This window comes from Xanthomonas sp. NCPPB 3570, from assembly GCF_056725115.1.
Genome location: NZ_CM161513.1, coordinates 2,959,616 through 2,977,781, shown reverse-complemented (window position 1 = coordinate 2,977,781; position 18,166 = coordinate 2,959,616). Strand labels below are relative to the sequence as shown.

Below are 18,166 nucleotides of genomic sequence, written 5' to 3'. Positions count from 1 at the left end.
GCTACCCAATCACAGATCGGAGTGCCGGATGGCCAACGATGGGGTCAACGATTCTGTAAACGCAGGACGCCGCCGCTTTCTCACCGCCACCACGTCCGTCGTGGGCGCGGTCGGTGCGGGGTTCGTCGCGGTTCCTTTCATCAAGTCCTGGAATCCGAGCGCAAAGGCCAAGCTGGCCGGCGCGCCGGTCACCGCCGACATCAGCGCCCTGCAGGAAGGGCAGCGCCTGATCCTGGAATGGCGCGGCCAGCCGATCTGGATCGTCAAGCGCTCCAAGGCGATGCTCGATGCGTTGCCGTCGCTGGACAGCCGGCTCAAGGATCCGGAGTCCACCAACAAGGACCAGCAGCCGGACTACGTGCTGAAGAATCCGGAGTACCGCTCGATCAAGCCCGACGTCTCGGTGCTGGTCGGCCTGTGCACGCACCTGGGCTGCTCGCCGGAAATGGTCGCCGAGATCCGCCCCGAACCCTACGACCCCGACTGGAAGGGCGGCTATTTCTGCCCCTGCCACAAGTCGCGCTTCGACATGTCCGGCCGCGTGTTCCAGGGCGTGCCGGCGCCGATCAACCTGCTGGTGCCGCCGCACCACTACCAGGACGACAACACGCTGGTGATCGGCGTGGACCCGAGCGCGTCCGCGAAGGGAGGGGCGTAAGTCATGGCCGACAACATCCTCACCCGCACCGCGGGCAACGTGTTCGACTGGGTCAACGAGCGTGCTCCGGGGCTGATGCCGTTCTACCGCAAGCACGTCACCGAGTACTACGCGCCGAAGAACTTCAACCTCTGGTACTACTTCGGCTCGCTGGCGATGGTGGTGCTGGTCAACCAGATCGTCACCGGCATCTTCCTGACGATGCACTACAAGACCAGCGCGGCCGAGGCGTTCAACTCGGTCGAGTACATCATGCGCGACGTTGAGTGGGGCTGGCTGATCCGCTACATGCACTCCACCGGCGCCTCGCTGTTCTTCATCGTGGTGTACCTGCACATGTTCCGCGGGCTGATGTACGGCAGCTACAAGAAGCCGCGCGAGCTGGTGTGGATCCTGGGCATGCTGATCTACCTGGTGCTGATGGCCGAGGCCTTCATGGGCTACGTGCTGCCCTGGGGGCAGATGTCGTTCTGGGGCGCCAAGGTGATCATCTCGCTGTTCGGCGCGATCCCAGTGATCGGCAACGGCCTGACCGAGTGGATCATGGGCGACTACCTGCCGTCCGACGCCACCCTCAACCGCTTCTTCGCCCTGCACGTGATCGCGCTGCCGCTGGTGCTGTTGTTGCTGGTGGTGCTGCACCTGGGCGCGCTGCACGAGGTCGGTTCCAACAATCCCGACGGCGTGGACATCAAGAAGGGGCCCAAGGGCAATCGCTGGAGCCCGAACAAGCCGGCCGACGGCATCCCGTTCCATCCGTACTACACGGTCAAGGACCTGGTCGGCGTCGGCTTCCTGCTGATGATCGGCGCCTTCATCATCTTCTTCGCCCCCGGCTTCGGCGGCCTGTTCCTGGAGCACGACAACTTCACCGAGGCCAATCGCCTGGTGACGCCGGAGCACATCAAGCCGGTCTGGTACTACACCCCGTACTACGCGATGTTGCGGGTGGTGCCGAACAAGCTCGGCGGCGTGCTGGTGATGTTCTCGGCGATCGCGATCCTGTTCCTGGTGCCGTGGCTGGACCGCGCCAAGGTCAAGTCGATCCGCTACCGCGGCTGGATCTCGCGGGTGATGCTGGGCATTCTTGCGGTGTGCTTCGTCTGGCTCGGCGTGATCGGTTCCGGCCCGGGCACCGAGATCATCGAGACCTACATCGGCCGCGTGCTGACCGTGCTGTATTTCGCCTTCTTCCTGACGATGCCGATATGGACCTCGCTGGATCGAACCAAGCCGGTGCCGGAGCGGGTGAGCAGCCATGACTAAGCGCCTGATCGCCGTGCTCGCCGGCTTCGCGTCGGCCTTGCTGCTGTCCGCCTCGGCCATGGCCGCCGAGGGCGGCGCCACCCTGCAGGCCGGCAACGACCTGGGCGACCGCGCCTCGCTGCAACGCGGCGCCAAGCTGTTCATGAACTACTGTTCCGGCTGCCATTCGCTGAAGTACCTGCGCTACCAGCGCATGGCCGAGGATCTGGGCCTGAGCGAGGACGAGGTGATGCACAACCTCAACTTCACCGGGGCCAAGATCGGCGAACACATCGAGACGGCGATGCCGCACGATGCGGCGACCAAGTGGTTCGGCAAGGCGCCGCCGGACCTGAGCCTGATCGCCCGTGTGCGTGGCACCGACTGGGTCTACACCTACCTCAAGTCGTTCTATCTCGACCAGTCGCGGCCGCTGGGCTGGAACAACAAGCTGTTCGCCAACGCCTCCATGCCCAATCCGCTGTGGGACCTGCAGGGCCTGCAGCAGCCGGTGTACGGCAAGGCCGAGCAGCCGGGCGTGGACAAGCCGGTGGAGCGGCTGCAACTGGCCACGCCGGGCAAGCAGAGCCCGGCCGAGTTCGACCAGACGGTGCGCGACATCAGCAATTTCCTCGAGTACGCCAGCGAGCCGGCGGCGCTGAAGCGGCAGAACCTGGGCGTGTGGGTGGTGCTGTTCCTGGCGCTGCTGACCTTCCTGGCCTATCTGCTCAAGAAGGAATACTGGAAGGACGTGCATTGAGCGGCGGCCGTTCCGGCCGCATCCCGGCTGCACCGTTGCTGAGCCGATCCCCTGTTCATCCTATTGGCTTTTGTGAGCGAGGGTTGCACACTCAGGGGCCGTGACGACCGTCCGCAATGTGCGGGCGGCGTCGATGCGGCCGGCGGATTCCGGCCGTCGGAGAGCCTTGAATGGCGGCGAGTTTGCGCATGCGAAATACCTTGACGTTGTTTTCCTCCACGGATGATGTCCTGTGCCACCGCGTCCGCCTGGTGCTCGCGGCCAAGGGCGTGACCTACGATTTCGTGGCGGTGGATCCGCAGAATCCGCCGGAAGACCTGATCGACCTGAATCCCTACCACTCGGTGCCGACGCTGGTGGAGCGCGAACTGGTGCTGTATGCCGCCTCGGTGGTCAGCGAGTACCTGGACGAACGCTATCCGCATCCGCCGCTGATGCCGGTCGACCCGCTCTCGCGCGCGCGCCTGCGCCTGGCCATGCTGCGCATCGAGCACGACTGGGTGCCGCAGGTGCAGGCGATCCAGCTCGGCAACAAGGCCCAGGCCGAGGCCGGGCGCAAGCGCCTGAAGGAACTGCTGACCGCCTCGGTGCCGCTGTTCAAGGCCAGCAAGTTCTTCCTCAATCCGGAGATGAGCCTGGCCGATTGCGCGATGGCGCCGATCATCTGGCGCCTGCAGGCGCTGGATATCCCGCTGCCGAAGGACGGCAAGGCGATCGAGGATTACGGCAACCGCATCTTCCGCAATCCCGGTTTCATCCGCAGCCTGACCGACCAGGAAAAGAAGCTGCGCGACCTGCCGGCATGATGCCGTGCGTCGCGCCGTCCCCGCTGTGTTCCGAGCTGTACCGGCGTCGCGCGCCGGCACGTAGAATGGGCGCATGACCGAAGACACTTCCCGCATGACCAGCCATCGCCCGTACCTGCTGCGGGCGCTGGTGGAATGGATCAACGACAACGGCATGACCCCGCACATCCTGGTGGATGCGGGCCTGCCCGGCGTGCAGGTGCCGCCGAGCGCGGTCAAGGACGGGCGGGTGGTGCTGAACATCGCCGAGCGCGCCGTGGTGCGTCTGCAGATCGACAACGACGGGGTCAGCTTCACCGCCCGCTTCGGCGGCGTCAGCTATCCGGTGCAGGTGCCGATGTCCGCGGTGCTGGCCGTGTATGCGCGCGAAACCGGGCAGGGCATGGCGCTGCCGGACGACATCCACGGCGCCAGCGAGCCGCCGGGCGACGACACCCCGCCACCGCCGCGGCCGGGCGGGTCCGACGACGCCGGCAAGCGTCCGCGCCTGCGCGTGGTCAAGTAGCCAGTCGATGCGCGACCTCGATGGTCGCGCTTCACCCACCCAAGCGTTGGCGTTTCCCGTGTTCGCGCGTCGCACGCACTACGTTCTGCCGTAGGAGCGGCTTCAGCCGCGACGCGCGTTACCGGTAATGCCCGTCGCGGCTGAAGCCACTCCTACGACAGGCGGATAGATCCCGGCAGTTGCCGTCCATTCGAGATGGCATGCGAAGCGGTTTCCCACTCACCTTGGCAGTCGCCCAAGCGGCTGCGTGCCATCGATGCGCAGCCGTGGTGCCTTGGCTCATTCGCGCTGCGCGCGCGCTTCCTGCAGGCTGCTCACGCTGGCTACCGACGGCCCGGTGAAGGCGATCAACTGGTCGCCGAGCAGCACCAGGCGGCCGCTGTGGCGGTCGCTGCCGTCGTAGGAATAATCGAAGCGGAAGCTGCGTTCGAAGCCGAGCCAGCCGTTGGGCAGGCGCCGCAGGCGCAGGCCGGTGCCGTGCACGCTCTGGTCGAGCCACTGCACGTCGGCGGCCTTGCAGGCATTGCGGCCGAGGATTTCGGCGCGTTCGGCGGCGGCACGCGAGGCGTTCCAGAACGCGAACACCGCCGCGCCGGCGATCATCAGCAGGATCAGGCTGGGCATGGCGCCACTGTAGCGAGGCGCCGGTGGGTGGGCAATCTGGTGTGGAGCCGGGATTGGGGATTCGGGATTGGGGATTGGCAGGTGGGTCGGCGGCTGTTGGGGCGGTGCACTGCCGGACGATGCCGCGTGGTCGCGCGCCTGGTGGTGTGTTTGGGTACGCTCAGCCGAAGTGCTCTCGCCACCCTCATCCTGCTGGGCAACGCTCGCACATTGCCTTGATTGCACGATGTGCGCATCCGCAGGAATTTTTTGGGCCGACCTTGCGGTGCGACGCACGCGTTTCGGCTAGGACTGCGGTTCGATCGTGGGCGTGTCGTTACTGGAGGGCGCGGCGGGTTGTGGCGGAGCAGGTGCTGCGGCGGGTGCCGGTGGCGGGGCCGGCGGGTTCGGCGCGGTCGGCGGTGCTGGCGGGACGGCGGGCGTGCCCGGTGTCGCGCTGGCTGGCGTCGCGGGCGGCGGCGCGATCGGCATGGGGGCAGGCACGGTGGGCGGGGTAGGCGGCAATAGCTGCGCCTGCGGTTGCAGCTTCAGCAGGGCCGACCAGTCCTGGCGGTTGACGTCGCACAGCTCCTCGTGGCCGGGCGTGCATTCGAGGGCGGCGCCTTCGTCGTTCTGCTCCTGCGCCAGCGGCGCGTCCAGTTGCAGGCGCCCGCTGCGGTCCAGCTTGAGCTTGCGCATGGTCACCGCGTTGAACACGTTGCCGCCGATCAGGTACAGGGTCTGGTCGCCGCCGACGTTGGCCGCGACCACGATGTCGCAATGCGATTCCCACGGCAGCGGGCGGCCGCGCGCCAGCGCCTCGCGCAGGCCGGCGGCGCCGACCGGCTGCCGGCGTCCGCGCAGGAAGCACAGCAGGTCGCCGGGCGCGGGCTTTTCCTGCTGCGGGTCGGCGTAGCGGTAGGGCAGGCCGTCGGCGCCGGCCTGGTAGGCGGCGCGGATGTAGTCGATATGGCGGATCGAGGTGCGGAAGCCGGCCACGCCGGCGCGCACCATCACGTAGGACACGAACGCCGCCGACCATGGATTGTCGACGATGAAGGCGCGGCAGTCGTTCTCGCGGTAGCGCGATCCGTCCAACTGCTGGCAACTCGCGGCGCCGTCGATTTGCCCCATCGCGCCCAGCGTGCCGCTGTCGCGCCAGTAGGCCGCCACGCGCTGCCAGGCTTCGATGCCGTCGTCGGCAAGGTCGGCGCGTTCGGCCTCGGTGACACGCAGGCCGGCCAGGCGGCCGTCGCGATCGATGAACGGACGCCACCACAGCCGGTGTTCGTTGCAGGCGGTGCGCACGATCGCCACCGCCGCCGGGGTCAGGCCGAAACGCGGCGGCAGATCGCAGACTTCCGCGGCCGCGGCGCGGCCGGCGGGAAACAGGGCGGCGACACAGAGCAGCGCGAACCAGGGGCGGAACATCGGCGAACTCGGCGGGGAGGGGAGCGCGCAGCGTCGCAGAGCGGCGTCGGCGGTGCCGTGAAGTGTAGGCAGTCAGCACGACGATGGTCGATCGCGTGGGCTGACGCCGGCGCTGGCACACGCGCATGTGGCGCGCCGCGCCGCTTCGCGACCTGATTGGCGGGCTGCTGGCGCGGTCCCGGGTCGGCTCCCAGGCCGGGTGCCGGTCGTTACTGCGGCGGCGTTCCGAGTTTCAGCGACAGATCCACGGCCTGCACATGCTTGGTGAGGGCGCCGATGGAGATGCAGTCGACGCCGTCCTGCGCGATCGCGCGCACCGCCTCCAGGTCGACGCCGCCGGAGACTTCCAGCGGGATCGCACGATTGAACGGTGCGGCCGCGACGATCGCCACCGCGTCGCGGCGCTGTTCCGCGGTGAAGTCGTCGATCAGGATGCGGTCGCAGCCGGCCTGCAACGCTTCGCGCAACTGCTCCAGGGTTTCCACCTCCACCACCAGCGGCAGCGCCGGCCACTGCGCGCGCGCGGCGGCCACCGCCGCGGGCAGCGAGCCGGCGGCGTGGATGTGGTTTTCCTTCAGCATCACCGTGTCGTACAGGCCGATGCGGTGGTTGTCGCCGCCGCCGCAGCGCACCGCGTACTTCTGCGCCAGGCGCAGGCCGGGCAGGGTCTTGCGCGTATCCAGGATGCGCGCGCCGGTGCCGGCGACCGCGGCCACGTAGGCGGCGGTGGCGGTGGCGGTGGCGGACAGGGTCTGCAGGAAGTTCAGCGAAGCGCGCTCGGCGCTGACCAGGGCGCGGCTGCGCCCGTGCAGCAAGGCCAGCACGGTGCCGGCGGGCACGCGCTGGCCTTCGGCCACCTGCCAGTCGATCCGCACCTGCGGGTCCAGCGCCTGATGGCAGGCGTCGAACCAGGGCCGGCCGGCGATCACCGCGTCCTGCTTGCACAGCAGATAGGCGCTGTCGGCGCGGTCGGGCAACAGCGCGGCGGTGACGTCGCCGCTGCCCAGGTCCTCGGCCAGTGCGCGCGCCACATCGGCGGCGATCAACTCCGCGGCGGGCGCCTGCGGCGGCGCCGTGTCGTGGCTCATTTGGCCGGGAAGTCGGCGAGCTGGGCGGTGCTGATGGCTTCTTCGGCCAGCAGCACCGGGATGCCGTCGTCGACGCGGAACACCTGCTTGCGGTCGCGGGTGATCAGGGCTTCGCGCAGCGGTTGCGCCTGCGCACTGCCATCGGCGCGCTGCACGCCGCCGGCGGCGATGGCGCGGTTCAACGCCTCCAGGCCGCGCGCCTCCAGCAGCGCCAGCGGTTGGCGGGTGTCGGGCGAGCACAGCAGGTCGAGCAGTTTGCGGTCCATCCGGTCTTCGTCTTGCGTGGAAGACGGCTAGAATACGTCTTTAAGGCAGGGGACGGCCATGACCTCCAAGCAAACCGCGCCGCTCGTCGGCATCGTGATGGGTTCCCGCTCCGACTGGGAGACCATGCAGCATGCGGCGCAGAAACTCGATGCGCTGGGCGTGCCCTATGAAGTGAAGGTGGTGTCGGCGCATCGCACCCCGGATGTGTTGTTCTCCTATGCCGAGCAGGCGGCTGGGCGCGGCCTGCGCGCGATCGTGGCCGGTGCCGGCGGAGCCGCGCACCTGCCGGGCATGCTCGCGGCCAAGACCGCGGTGCCGGTGCTGGGTGTGCCGGTGCAGTCCAAGGCGCTCAACGGCATGGACTCGCTGCTGTCGATCGTGCAGATGCCGGCCGGCATCCCGGTGGCCACCTTCGCGATCGGCGTTGCCGGCGCGGCCAACGCCGCGCTGTTTGCCGCGGCGATGCTGGCCCACGACCACGTCGAGATCGGTGCCGCGCTGGGCGAGTTTCGCCAGCGCCAGACCGACGACGTGATGGCCAAGGACGATCCGCGCCAATGACCACCGTCGGCGTCCTGGGAGCGGGGCAGTTGGCACGCATGATGGCCGTGGCCGGCGTGCCGCTGGGCCTGCGCTTCGCGCTGCTGGATCCGGCGGCCGATGCCTGCGCCGGGCAGATCGCGCCACTGCGGGTCGGCGACTATGCCGACGAGACCGCGCTGGCCGCGTTCGCCGACGCGGTCGACGTGGCGACCTTCGATTTCGAGAACGTGCCCGCGGCCAGCGCCGGTTGGCTGGCCGGGCAGGTGCCGGTGTTCCCGAGCCCGGATGCGCTGGCCGTGGCGCAGGACCGCCTGGCCGAGAAGACCCTGTTCCGCGAGCTCGGCATCCCGGTGCCGGCCTTCGCTGCGATCGAGACGCGCGCCGACCTGGACGCGGCGCTGGCGCAGGTCGGCACGCCCTGCATCCTCAAGACCCGCCGGCTGGGCTACGACGGCAAGGGCCAGTTCCGCATCGCCTCCGCCGCCGATGCCGATGCGGCCTGGGACGCATTGGGCGCGCAGGCGGCCAGCGTGGGCCTGATCGCCGAGGCGTTCGTGCCGTTCCAGCGCGAGGTCAGCGTGGTGGCGGTGCGCGGCCGCGACGGCGAGTTCCGCACCTGGCCGCTGACCGAGAACTGGCATGTGCACGGCGTGCTGTCGGCCAGCCTGGCGCCGGCGCAGGCCGATGCCGCGCTGGAGCAGGTGGCGGTGGCGCATGCGCGCGCCCTGGCCGAGCGCCTGCAGTACGTCGGCGTGTTCGCGCTGGAGCTGTTCTGCCGCGACGGCGAGCTGCTGGCCAACGAGATGGCCCCGCGCGTGCACAACTCCGGCCATTGGACCATCGAAGGCGCGGAGACCTCGCAGTTCGAGAACCACCTGCGCGCGGTGCTGGGGCTGCCGCTGGGCTCCACGCGCATGCGTGGCCATGCCTGCATGCTCAACTGGATCGGCGCGATGCCCGATGCCGCAGCGGTCCTGGCGCAGCCCGGCGGGCATTGGCACGACTACGGCAAGGAGCCGCGCGAAGGCCGCAAGGTCGGCCACGCCACCCTGCGCGAGGACACGCCCGAGGCGCTGGCGCAGGCCCTGCAGTCCGTGGGCGCACATCTGCAGCGCGAGACCCAGGTCGCCCCGGTGATCGCCGCCCTGCGCGGCGAGCGCTGAACCAGCATCACGAAGCCCAGGCCACGCCTGGGCCAGGAACTGGCGGCCGCGGCCGCCGCTCTAGCGAATCCCCAATCCCGACTCCCCAATCCCTGCTTATCGCAGATTGGACGCCGCGAACTCCCAGTTGACCAGCTTCCAGAACGCCTGCAGATAGCGCGCGCGGTCGCCGGGGTGGTCGGTGTAGTAGGCGTGTTCCCAGACGTCGCAGGCCAGCAGCGGCGTGTCGTCGCCGGTCAGCGGGGTGCCGGCGTTGGCGGTGCTGACCACGGCCAGGCTGCCGTCCGGACGCTGCACCAGCCAGATCCAGCCGGAGCCGAACAGCGCCAGCGCCATGCGCTCGAACTCGGCCTTGAACCGGGCCACGTCGCCGAAGCTCTTGGCCAGGCGCTCGCCGAGCGCGCCGCCGGGTTCGCCGCCACCGCGCGGGCGCAGGCCGCGCCAGTAGAACGCGTGGTTCCAGACCTCGGCCGCCTCCTGGAACAGACTGCCCTGGGCGCGCCGCAGCAGGTCCGGCAGCGCCAGCTCGGCCAGGTCGCTGCCGGCCAGGCGCGCATTGAGCCGTTCCACCAGGGCGCGCTCATGGGCGTGGTGCTGTTCCACCGCGGCGGCGGACAGATGCGGGGCCAGCGACGCGGCGGCGTAGGGCAGGGGAGCGAGTTCGATGGGCATGGATCCTCGGGCGGTTTCGGGTGCGTATCGCGGTACTGCCGCGCGCAGGGCTTACACTATGCGGCTACGCGAGAGTCTAGCCGACCGCCAAGGTCGTTCTTTCGCCCCAGCAGGAGAGAACCCGCATGCAGGTGATGGAGCGCATCCAGGCCGACGTCGAACGCCATCCCATCGTGTTGTTCATGAAGGGCACGCCGCAGTACCCGATGTGCGGCTTTTCCAGCCGCGCGTTGCAGGCACTGCTGGCCGCCGGCGCCGACCGCCTGCACACGGTCAACGTGCTCGACGAGCCGGAGATCCGGGCCAATCTGCCGCGCTATTCGAACTGGCCGACGTTCCCGCAGTTGTTCATCCATGGCGAGCTGATCGGCGGCTGCGACATCACCATGGAGTTGTTCGAGTCCGGCGAGTTGCAGCGCATCGTCACCGAGGCCTACCAATCGTGACCGCGCCTGCGTCGCCGCAGGCCGGCGCGCTGGCGCAGCGGGTGATCCTGGTCAGCGGCGCCGCCGGCGGGCTCGGCAGCGCCGCGGCGCTGGCCTGCGCCCAGGCCGGGGCCACCGTGGTCCTGCTCGGACACAAGCCGCCGCGCCTGAACCGGGTCTACGACGCGATCGCCGCGGTGGGCGCCGCGCCGCTGCTGTATCCGCTGGACCTGCTCGGCGCCACCCCGCCGGACTACGCGACCCTGGCCGAGCGCCTGCAAAGCGAGCTCGGCCGTCTGGACGGGCTGCTGCATTGCGCGGCGGACTTCGCCGGGCTGACCCCGTTCGAGCATGCCGATCCGGCGCAGTTCGCGCGCGCCCTCCACGTCAACCTGACCGCGGCGGCCTGGCTGACCCAGGCCTGCCTGCCGTTGCTGCGGCAGGCCGAGGATGCCGCGATCGTGTTCGCGGTGGACGATCCGGCGCGGGTCGGCCAGGCCTACTGGGGCGGCTACGGCGCGGCCCAGCACGGCCGCCGCGGCCTGCTGGCGAGCCTGCACGGCGAGCTGGCGGCCTCGCGCGTGCGTGTGGCCGGGCTGCAGCCGGGCCCGATGCGCACCGCCTTGCGCGCCCGCGCCTACACCCATCAAGAAGACCGCGACGCGGTCGACCCGGCGCGCTACGCCGGCGCCTGCGTCGCACTGCTGTCGCCCGCCGGCGCCGCGCACCGCGGCGCGATCTGGAATCCCCTGGCATGACCATCCTGTCGGCAGCACTGCTGCTGTTCCTGATCCTCGACCCGCTGGGCAACATCCCGGTGTTCCTCAGCGTGCTCAAGCCGCTGCCGGCGCGGCGCCAGCGCATCGTGCTGGCGCGCGAGCTGCTGATCGCGCTGGGCGTGCTGATGGGCTTCCTGTGGGGCGGCAAGTACGCCCTGGAAGTGATGCACCTGCGCCAGGAGTCGGTGGCGATCGCCGGCGGCATCGTGCTGTTCCTGATCGGCATCCGCATGATCTTCCCGCGCCCGGAAGGGCTGATGGGCGAGATTCCCGACGGCGAACCCTTCATCGTGCCGCTGGCCATTCCGCTGGTGGCCGGCCCTTCCGGCATGGCCGCGGTGATGCTGATGGGCAGCAACGAGCCGACCCGGCTGGGCGAATGGAGCCTGGCGCTGATCCTGGCCTGGCTGGGAACCTCGGCGCTGCTGTTCTCGGGCACGCTGCTGTACAAGCTGCTCGGCATGCGCGTGCTGACCGCGGTCGAGCGGCTGATGGGCATGTTGCTGGTGGCGATTTCGGTGCAGATGTTCCTGGACGGAATCAGCGCCTACCTGAAGCTGCCGGTCGCCGGCTGAGCGGGCGCGGGCGCCGCCGCGCGTCTTCTCTCGCTGACGCGTCGCGCCTGTCGCCGTGCGTCAGCGCTGCGACGTACCGCGCGTCTGCGGCAGTCCGATGACATGCGCGGCGCTTTTTTGTGCCCGCGCGTGTCGGGGCGTGGCGGCGCATTAAGTTCTCGTCAACGCCCTGGGCATATGCGGGCGAAATAGCCTGCTTACCCTGGCGCCTTCCGACGCGGTAGGGGGCGGTGCGCCATGGGCGCGCCGGGCCGCCTGCCGTCTCTGCCGCTCCCCGCTTGGTCCCAGAGGCGCTTGCCCGATGACGTTCCGTTCCACACCGCGTGTTTCCCCACTTTCCCTTGCGCTGACCACGGCGTTCGCGGCCCATTCCGCCTTCGCCCAGGACGCCGGCAGCGAGGCGGCGCAGCGGGTCACCGCCTCCAGTACCTCCAATACCACCGCCGCGTACGAGACCAAGCGCGTGCAGCAACTGGACAAGGTCAACGTCAGCGCCGACAAGAACAGTTACGTGCTCGGAGGCGGCAACATGACCGTGCAGACCGCCAGCAAGGCGATTTCCACGGTGACCCGCGAGGCGATCGCGCAGGCGTCCGGCGGCAGCAACTTCACCCAGATGATCGATGCGATCCCGGGCGTGGACGCCTCCACCAGCGACGTGACCGGCCTCAACAACGGCAACTACAGCCTGCGCGGTTTCGATTCCTCGGCGATCGGCATCACCGTCAACGGTGCCCCGGTGACCGACAGCGGCAGCTATTCGGTGTATGCCACCGAATACGGCGATGCCGAGAACTACAACGACATCACCGTCACCCAGGGCACGCCGAATGTGGACCAGCCGGAGATGGGCGCCACCGGCGGCCAGATCGCCTGGTCGACCATCGATCCCAGCCATGCGTTCGGGGTGGATTTCAACCAGAGCTTCGGCAGCAACGACTACCGGCGCACCTTCGTGCGGGTCAACACCGGCGATACCGGTCCGCTGCGCTCGTGGGTGTCGTATTCGACCAACAGCGCGGACAAGTGGAAGGGCAATGGCGACATGTCGGTCGCAAAGATCGACGGCAAGAGCGTATGGGACATCAGCCCCGGCAATTCGATCAGCGCCTCGTTCCAGTACAACCGGCAGTCCAACTACTCCTACAACACCGCCAGCAAGGCGCAGCTGGCCAGCGAATACGCCTACGACTACAACGCGACCTGGGGCGGCGGCAGCACTTCCGCCGACCAGTCCTACTGGAAACTGCGGCGTAATCCGTACAGGAGCCTGTTGGCCAGCCTGGATGGCGAGTTCACCCTCGGCGACACCCTGCGTCTGTCGGTGGTGCCCTACGTGTGGTGGGGCGAGGGCGGCGGTTCCAGCGCCGCGTCGGTGTACCCGTCCACCAGCAGCAGTAACGTCTATGGCTACGCCAGCGGCGTGAGCGGCAGCCGCGACGTCGACTACACCTACTCCTACTCCGCGACGGTGCGCCCGGGCGTGGTCGCCAAGTTCTTCCAGGACATCGGCATGGACCACAACCTGGTCTACGGCCTGTGGTACGACCGTTCGCGCAAGAGCCAGAACAGCAGCATCGTCAAGACCGATCAAAGCACCGGGCAGCCGTGCGATGTGTGGGCCGAGAGCGAGGGCTGCTTCCTGACCTATGCCGACGGCCAGGTGCAGCAGAGCTACCGCACCTACACGGTGACCGACGTGCAGAAGTACTTCATCCAGGACAACTGGACCCCCGCCGACGACTGGGCGGTCAACTACGGCGTGTCCTGGATCCATGCCACGCGCAAGGGCCATAACTATCAGTGGCCCGACAGCACCAAGGAGATCGGCGTGGACTTCGACAACAGCTACAGCAAGCTGCTGCCGGCGTTCGGCATCAAGTACGCGCCGGACAGCCGCTCCCAGTTCTACTATGGCGTCGCCAAGACCTTCCGCGTGCCGGCCACCAACTCGATTTCGTTGAACCTGTCGGCAGCGCAGGAGATTCCCGAGCCGGAATCGGCCTGGACCAACGACCTGGGCTGGCGCTACTACGGCGACCGCTTCTCGCTGTCGGCGATGCTGTACCAGAGCAACTACCGCAACAAGCAGATGTCCAGCTACGACCAGGCCACCGCGCTGACCACCTACATCTCGATCGGCAAGGTGCGCATGCGCGGCTTCAACGGTGAGGCCAGCTACAACATCACCGACAACCTCAAGCTGTACGGCTCCTACACCTATACCCAGGCCAGGATCCTGAGCGACAGCCTGGCGGTGGGCACGTCCAAGGGCATCTACGACTACGCAGTCGGCGGCAAGCAGTTGGCCAATACGCCGAAGAACCTGGCCAATCTGCGCCTGAGCTACACCATCGGCGATTTCTGGGTCGCGCTGAAGGGCCGCTACTCCGGCCCGCGCTACGGCGACTACATGAACACCGAACGGGTGGGGGGCTACACCACCTTCGGCGCCGACGCCGGCTATACCTTCGCCGACTGGGGCTGGCTGAAGAAGCCGTCGATCAAGCTCAACCTGTACAACCTGACCGACAAGCAGGCCGTCACCTGGGTCAGCACCAGTCAGGTGCTGGCGGCGTCCGGCGCCAGCGACTACCCGGACGTGGCGGCCACCGGCACGCCGTACTACTCCGTGCTGGAGCCGCGTGCGTTCGCGGTGACCGTCGGCGCCTCGTTCTGAGGCACTGCCAGCCCGCACCCGGGCTGGACCAGGCAAGACGCAAACGGCCGGGGCCATCGCCCCGGCCGTTTGCGTTTGCGTGCATGCGACGTCGGGGAGCGTCGCCGGCCTGACCGCGGGCGTGTGAATCCCGGGCCGGCGTGCCGTCGGCAGCCCGGTGCCGGTTCGGCAGAATCCAGGGTGCCTCCCGAGGGCCAGGGCCACGGGGGAGCAGGGTCTGGCGCCGGGCGCCGCCCGAGAACCGGATCGCGCCGGCCTCCCGAAACTGCCTGGTCGGTGGCTGAGCGGGGCGGGGGGGGGCATGGCACGCGGAAGCAGGGTGGGGCTGACGCCACCGCGCCGCCGACGCCTGGGGAGTTGAAGAGTGGGGGCGCTCGGTCACCGCGCTGCTGGCGTCGCGGCGCAACGCTCGGCCCAGCTGCCGCGCGCGGCGGCCTGGCGGGCGGCAAGCCCGTGCGCGCCTGTGCCATGGCATGACCGGATGCAGTCAAAAAACTGGGATCCATGGCAAGTCATGTCCATTTGTGCCCGGTTGTCACGTTTCGGCAACAAATTGGCCCTATGGTGTTAAACTCATGTTAACCCTTGCGGGGAATCGGCAAGGGTGACCAGCCCCCATCCCGCGGCCGTGCGCCCGAACTCGCGCGGCACTGCCATGCGCATTTCGTCAAACTCCATCGAGGCTATTGCAATGATTCAACCCCGTCTGCGGATGTCCAAGCTCACCCTGGGCCTCGTTGCGGCGCTGGCCGCGGCGCCGGTGTTCGCCCAGAGCACCTCCGCCGGTGTCGGCGGCGTGGTGACCCATGGCGGCCAGCCGGTCGCTGGCGCCGAGGTGACCATCACCCACGTCGAGTCGGGCACGGTCAGCCGCGCCACCACCGACGCCGCCGGTCGCTACAACGCGCGCGGCCTGCGTGTCGGCGGTCCGTACAGCATCACCATCACCAAGTCGGGCGACGGCACCAAGACCGAAGACGGCGTGTACCTGAGCGTCAACCAGAACGCCACCATCAATGCCGACCTGACCGGCGACATGGCCGCGCCGACCACCCTGGAGACGGTCAATGCCGTCGCCGTGGCCACCGGCTCGGAAGTGTTCAGCGCCACCAAGACGGGCTCGGGCACCAACATCGGTCGCGAGCAGATCGAAGCGCTGCCGTCGATCAACGGCAACATCCAGGACTACATGCGCCTGGATCCGCGCGTGGCTTTCGTCGATCGCGCCTCGGGCACGATCAGCGCCGGCGGCCTGAATCCGCGCTATAACTCGATCAACATCGACGGCGTCTCGGCCAGCGACACCTTCGGCCTGGAAGGCAACAACATGACCACCCGGCGTCAGCCGGTGTCGATGGAAGCCATCGAAGCCATCGACGTCAACCTGTCCAACTACGACGTCAGCATCGCCAGCGCCGCCGGCGCCACCGTCAATGCGGTGACCAAGTCGGGCACCAACGAGTTCCACGGCTCGGTGTACGGCAGCTATCGCGATGGCGACTGGTTCGGCGACAACCCGGACGGCACCAAGTTCAACGGCTTCACCAAGGAGAAGACCTACGGCGCGACCTTCGGCGGCCCGATCGTCAAGGACAAGCTGTTCTTCTTCGCCAACTACGAGAAGTTCCAGCAGGATGCGCCGGGTGTCGACCTCGGCAGCACCGCGCTGGGCAAGGCCAACGCCAAGTACGGCATGGCCGACGTGACCCGCGCCCAGCAGATCGCCAAGAACTACGGCTTCGATGCCGGCGGCCTGGACAGCGACGGCAACACCGACCTGAAGGAATACGCGCTCAAGCTCGACTGGAACATCAGCGACAACCACCGCGCCAGCTTGCGCTACAGCAAGCTCGACCAGAGCAAGCTGCGCATCAACGGCGCCGGCAGCTCCAGCCAGGCCTCGCTGAGCTCGTACTGGTACCAGCACGAGAAGTCGGTCGAGAGCTATGTCGGCCAGCTGTTCAGCGACTGGTCCGAGAACTTCTCCACCGAGTTCAAGGTGTCCTACCGCGACTACTCCGCGATCCGCGTGGTGCCGACCAATGCGCCGAGCATCGCCGTGTACTTCGACGGCTCGGTCGCCAACCCGACCGGCGACGTGCTGTTCCTGGGCACCGAGACCAACTCGCAGGGCAACATCCTCACCACCAAGACCTGGAACTACTACGGTGCGGGCACCCTGACCCTGGACAACCACAACCTGAAGTTCGGCGTCGACTACAGCACCAACGACATCTACAACCTGTACGGCCGCAACAGCTGGGGCGTGTACACCTTCTTCGGCCTGGACAACTTCGCCAGCGGCCGCTGGAGCTCGTACCAGCTCAACCAGGAGCGTAGCCCGGGTTCGATCGCGGCCGACTACAAGAACAGCAACCTCGGCCTGTTCGTGCAGGACACCTGGTACGTCAACAACAACCTGACCCTGACCCTGGGCCTGCGTGGCGACCGTCCGCAGGTGAGTCCGGATCCGACCTACAACGCCGGTGCGCAGGCGGTGTTTGGCTATGACAACAGCAAGATCTTCAGCGGCGATTTCCTGATCCAGCCGCGCTTCGGTTTCAACTACACCTTCGACACCGACCGTCCGACCCAGTTGCGCGGTGGCGTCGGTCTGTTCCAGGGCGATGCGCCGCAGGTGTGGATCGGCAACAGCTACTCCAATACCGGCTTCAACTACAACGCTTATAGCCTGACCACGTACGATCCGACGGTGCCGTTCAGCGCCAACAAGGATACTCAGCCGATCCCGAATCGTCCTGGTTCGGCGACCCAGGGTGTGAGCTTCGTCGGCAACGACTTCAAGCTGCCGTCGCTGTACAAGGCCAACCTTGCGCTAGATCACGAATTGCCGTGGTACGGTATCGTCGCCTCGGCCGAGTTGCTGGTGACCAAGGTCAAGGACGGCCTGTACTACAAGAGCCTGAACATCGGTCGCGTCAACAGCCCGGGCCAGGATCCGAGCCCTGCCTACTATGGTCCGGACGGCCGCGCGCTGTACTGGAACCCGGCGCGCACCGGCCGTCCTTGGGCGACCGGCGATAATCGCTCTGGTCGAAACACCAGTTACAGCGACGTTTACCTGATCGACAACACCGACAAGGGCAAGACCCAGCAGTTCACCGTGTCGCTGTCCAAGCCGTTCAGCGAAGGCGGCGACTGGTCCTGGACCCTGGGCTACACCTACACGCATGCCACCGAAGTCGGCCCGCTGACCAGCTCCACCGCCAGTTCGGGCTGGGGCTACCAGTACGCCTTCAACGCCAACTCGGAAACCGAGAGCCGCTCGCGCTACGAGATCAAGGACCGGATCTCCGGTTCGCTCGACTGGAAGCACATGTTCTTCGGCGACTACGAGACCCGTGTGGGCCTGGTCTACGAAGGTCGCAGCGGCCGTCCGTACAGCTACGTGTTCAACGGCGACGCCAACGGCGACGGCCGCAGCACCAACGACCTGTTCTACGTGCCGAAGGGTCCGGGCGACGTGCTGTTCGGCACGCTGAGCAGCACCGGTGCGTTCACCGCCAACCCGGCGCTGCAGCAGCAGTTCTTCGACTGGCTGGCCAAGAACCCGCAGCTGGCCAAGTACGCCGGCAGCTACGCCCCGGCCAACGGCTTCCGTTCCGGCTGGATCAACACCTTCGACGTGCGCATCACCCAGCAGCTGCCGGGCTTCTACAAGGGTCACAAGTCCGAGATCTGGCTGGATATCCAGAACGTGGGCAACCTGCTGAACAAGAAGTGGGGCCGGATCGAAGACTACGGCTTCTACGCCGATGCCCGCGTCGCCAACCTGCAGGGCATCTACCAGGGCAAGTACGTGTACAACACCCTGTACACCGACCAGCCGACGGCCGCCAATGCCGACGCCGACGGCTTCAACATCGGTGTGTCGCAGTGGTCCATGCAGCTGGGCTTCCGCTATCAGTTCTGATCGCGGCGCAAGCTGAAGCGTTGGAAACGGCC

General features: G+C 67.9%; 17 protein-coding genes. 12 read left to right on the top strand and 5 right to left on the bottom strand.

Annotated elements, in window-relative coordinates; translation table 11 throughout:
- Nucleotides 1–28 precede the first annotated feature (28 nt).
- The 5 genes from petA (at nt 29) to AC1PLR_RS12975 (ending at nt 3,974) form a co-directional block, all read left to right on the top strand.
- A complete protein-coding gene (gene petA / locus AC1PLR_RS12995) occupies nt 29–658 on the top strand; it encodes a ubiquinol-cytochrome c reductase iron-sulfur subunit (protein ID WP_010342127.1) in 630 nt (209 codons plus the stop codon).
- Between the two features lie 3 nt (nt 659–661).
- Nucleotides 662–1,924 (top strand): cytochrome b, encoded by a 1,263-nt coding sequence (locus tag AC1PLR_RS12990; RefSeq protein WP_420009523.1) that lies wholly within the window; start codon nt 662–664, stop codon nt 1,922–1,924.
- The gene (locus AC1PLR_RS12985; RefSeq protein WP_420009524.1) at nt 1,917–2,663 is read left to right on the top strand and encodes a cytochrome c1; all 747 of its coding nucleotides are present in this window, start codon (nt 1,917–1,919) and stop codon (nt 2,661–2,663) included. Before AC1PLR_RS12990 ends, AC1PLR_RS12985 begins: the two co-directional genes overlap by 8 nt.
- A 170-nt stretch (nt 2,664–2,833) precedes the next feature.
- Nucleotides 2,834–3,469, top strand: a complete 636-nt coding sequence (locus AC1PLR_RS12980) for a glutathione S-transferase N-terminal domain-containing protein (protein ID WP_010342124.1) — start codon at nt 2,834–2,836, stop codon at nt 3,467–3,469.
- Nucleotides 3,470–3,542: 73 nt separating this feature from the next.
- Nucleotides 3,543–3,974 carry a ClpXP protease specificity-enhancing factor gene (locus AC1PLR_RS12975; protein ID WP_010342123.1) on the top strand — a complete coding sequence of 144 codons (432 nt, stop codon included), beginning with the start codon at nt 3,543–3,545 and terminating at the stop codon, nt 3,972–3,974.
- 279 nt (nt 3,975–4,253) lie between these two features.
- Here AC1PLR_RS12975 and AC1PLR_RS12970 read toward each other — a convergent pair whose 3' ends face one another.
- From AC1PLR_RS12970 to AC1PLR_RS12955, 4 genes are all read right to left on the bottom strand, one after another.
- Nucleotides 4,254–4,598, bottom strand: coding sequence for a DUF3301 domain-containing protein (locus tag AC1PLR_RS12970; RefSeq protein WP_209031122.1), 345 nt, complete (start codon nt 4,596–4,598; stop codon nt 4,254–4,256).
- 285 nt (nt 4,599–4,883) lie between these two features.
- A complete protein-coding gene (locus AC1PLR_RS12965) occupies nt 4,884–6,008 on the bottom strand; it encodes a DUF2272 domain-containing protein (RefSeq protein ID WP_481101253.1) in 1,125 nt (374 codons plus the stop codon).
- A gap of 209 nt (nt 6,009–6,217) precedes the next feature.
- Complete coding sequence (nadC, locus tag AC1PLR_RS12960; protein WP_481101252.1) at nt 6,218–7,096, bottom strand: carboxylating nicotinate-nucleotide diphosphorylase; 879 nt, start codon at nt 7,094–7,096, stop codon at nt 6,218–6,220.
- Nucleotides 7,093–7,362: a Trm112 family protein gene (locus tag AC1PLR_RS12955; protein ID WP_481101251.1), complete on the bottom strand. Its 270-nt coding sequence runs from the start codon at nt 7,360–7,362 to the stop codon at nt 7,093–7,095. Before AC1PLR_RS12955 ends, nadC begins: the two co-directional genes overlap by 4 nt.
- A 58-nt stretch (nt 7,363–7,420) precedes the next feature.
- Between AC1PLR_RS12955 and purE the strand changes: the two genes are divergently transcribed.
- Both purE and AC1PLR_RS12945 read left to right on the top strand, forming a co-directional pair.
- Complete coding sequence (purE, locus tag AC1PLR_RS12950) at nt 7,421–7,924, top strand: 5-(carboxyamino)imidazole ribonucleotide mutase (protein ID WP_481101250.1); 504 nt, start codon at nt 7,421–7,423, stop codon at nt 7,922–7,924.
- On the top strand, nt 7,921–9,069 hold the full coding sequence (locus AC1PLR_RS12945; RefSeq protein WP_481101249.1) for a 5-(carboxyamino)imidazole ribonucleotide synthase: 1,149 nt from the start codon (nt 7,921–7,923) through the stop codon (nt 9,067–9,069). Before purE ends, AC1PLR_RS12945 begins: the two co-directional genes overlap by 4 nt.
- 96 nt (nt 9,070–9,165) lie before the next feature.
- Here AC1PLR_RS12945 and AC1PLR_RS12940 read toward each other — a convergent pair whose 3' ends face one another.
- The gene (locus AC1PLR_RS12940; RefSeq protein WP_010342115.1) at nt 9,166–9,741 is read right to left on the bottom strand and encodes a superoxide dismutase; all 576 of its coding nucleotides are present in this window, start codon (nt 9,739–9,741) and stop codon (nt 9,166–9,168) included.
- 125 nt (nt 9,742–9,866) lie between these two features.
- On the opposite strand from AC1PLR_RS12940, the gene grxD reads away from it, so the two are divergent.
- The 5 genes from grxD to AC1PLR_RS12915 all read left to right on the top strand — a co-directional run bounded on the left by grxD (nt 9,867) and on the right by AC1PLR_RS12915 (nt 18,134).
- Nucleotides 9,867–10,187, top strand: coding sequence for a Grx4 family monothiol glutaredoxin (gene grxD, locus AC1PLR_RS12935; RefSeq protein WP_010342114.1), 321 nt, complete (start codon nt 9,867–9,869; stop codon nt 10,185–10,187).
- A complete protein-coding gene (locus tag AC1PLR_RS12930) occupies nt 10,184–10,924 on the top strand; it encodes an SDR family NAD(P)-dependent oxidoreductase (RefSeq protein ID WP_481101248.1) in 741 nt (246 codons plus the stop codon). Before grxD ends, AC1PLR_RS12930 begins: the two co-directional genes overlap by 4 nt.
- Nucleotides 10,921–11,520 (top strand): YhgN family NAAT transporter, encoded by a 600-nt coding sequence (locus tag AC1PLR_RS12925; RefSeq protein ID WP_019800076.1) that lies wholly within the window; start codon nt 10,921–10,923, stop codon nt 11,518–11,520. The genes AC1PLR_RS12930 and AC1PLR_RS12925 overlap by 4 nt, the downstream gene beginning before the upstream one ends.
- A 301-nt stretch (nt 11,521–11,821) precedes the next feature.
- Nucleotides 11,822–14,200 (top strand): TonB-dependent receptor, encoded by a 2,379-nt coding sequence (locus AC1PLR_RS12920; protein ID WP_481101247.1) that lies wholly within the window; start codon nt 11,822–11,824, stop codon nt 14,198–14,200.
- A 712-nt stretch (nt 14,201–14,912) separates the two neighbouring features.
- A complete protein-coding gene (locus tag AC1PLR_RS12915) occupies nt 14,913–18,134 on the top strand; it encodes a TonB-dependent receptor (RefSeq protein ID WP_481103591.1) in 3,222 nt (1,073 codons plus the stop codon).
- The last annotated feature ends 32 nt before the right edge of the window (nt 18,135–18,166 follow it).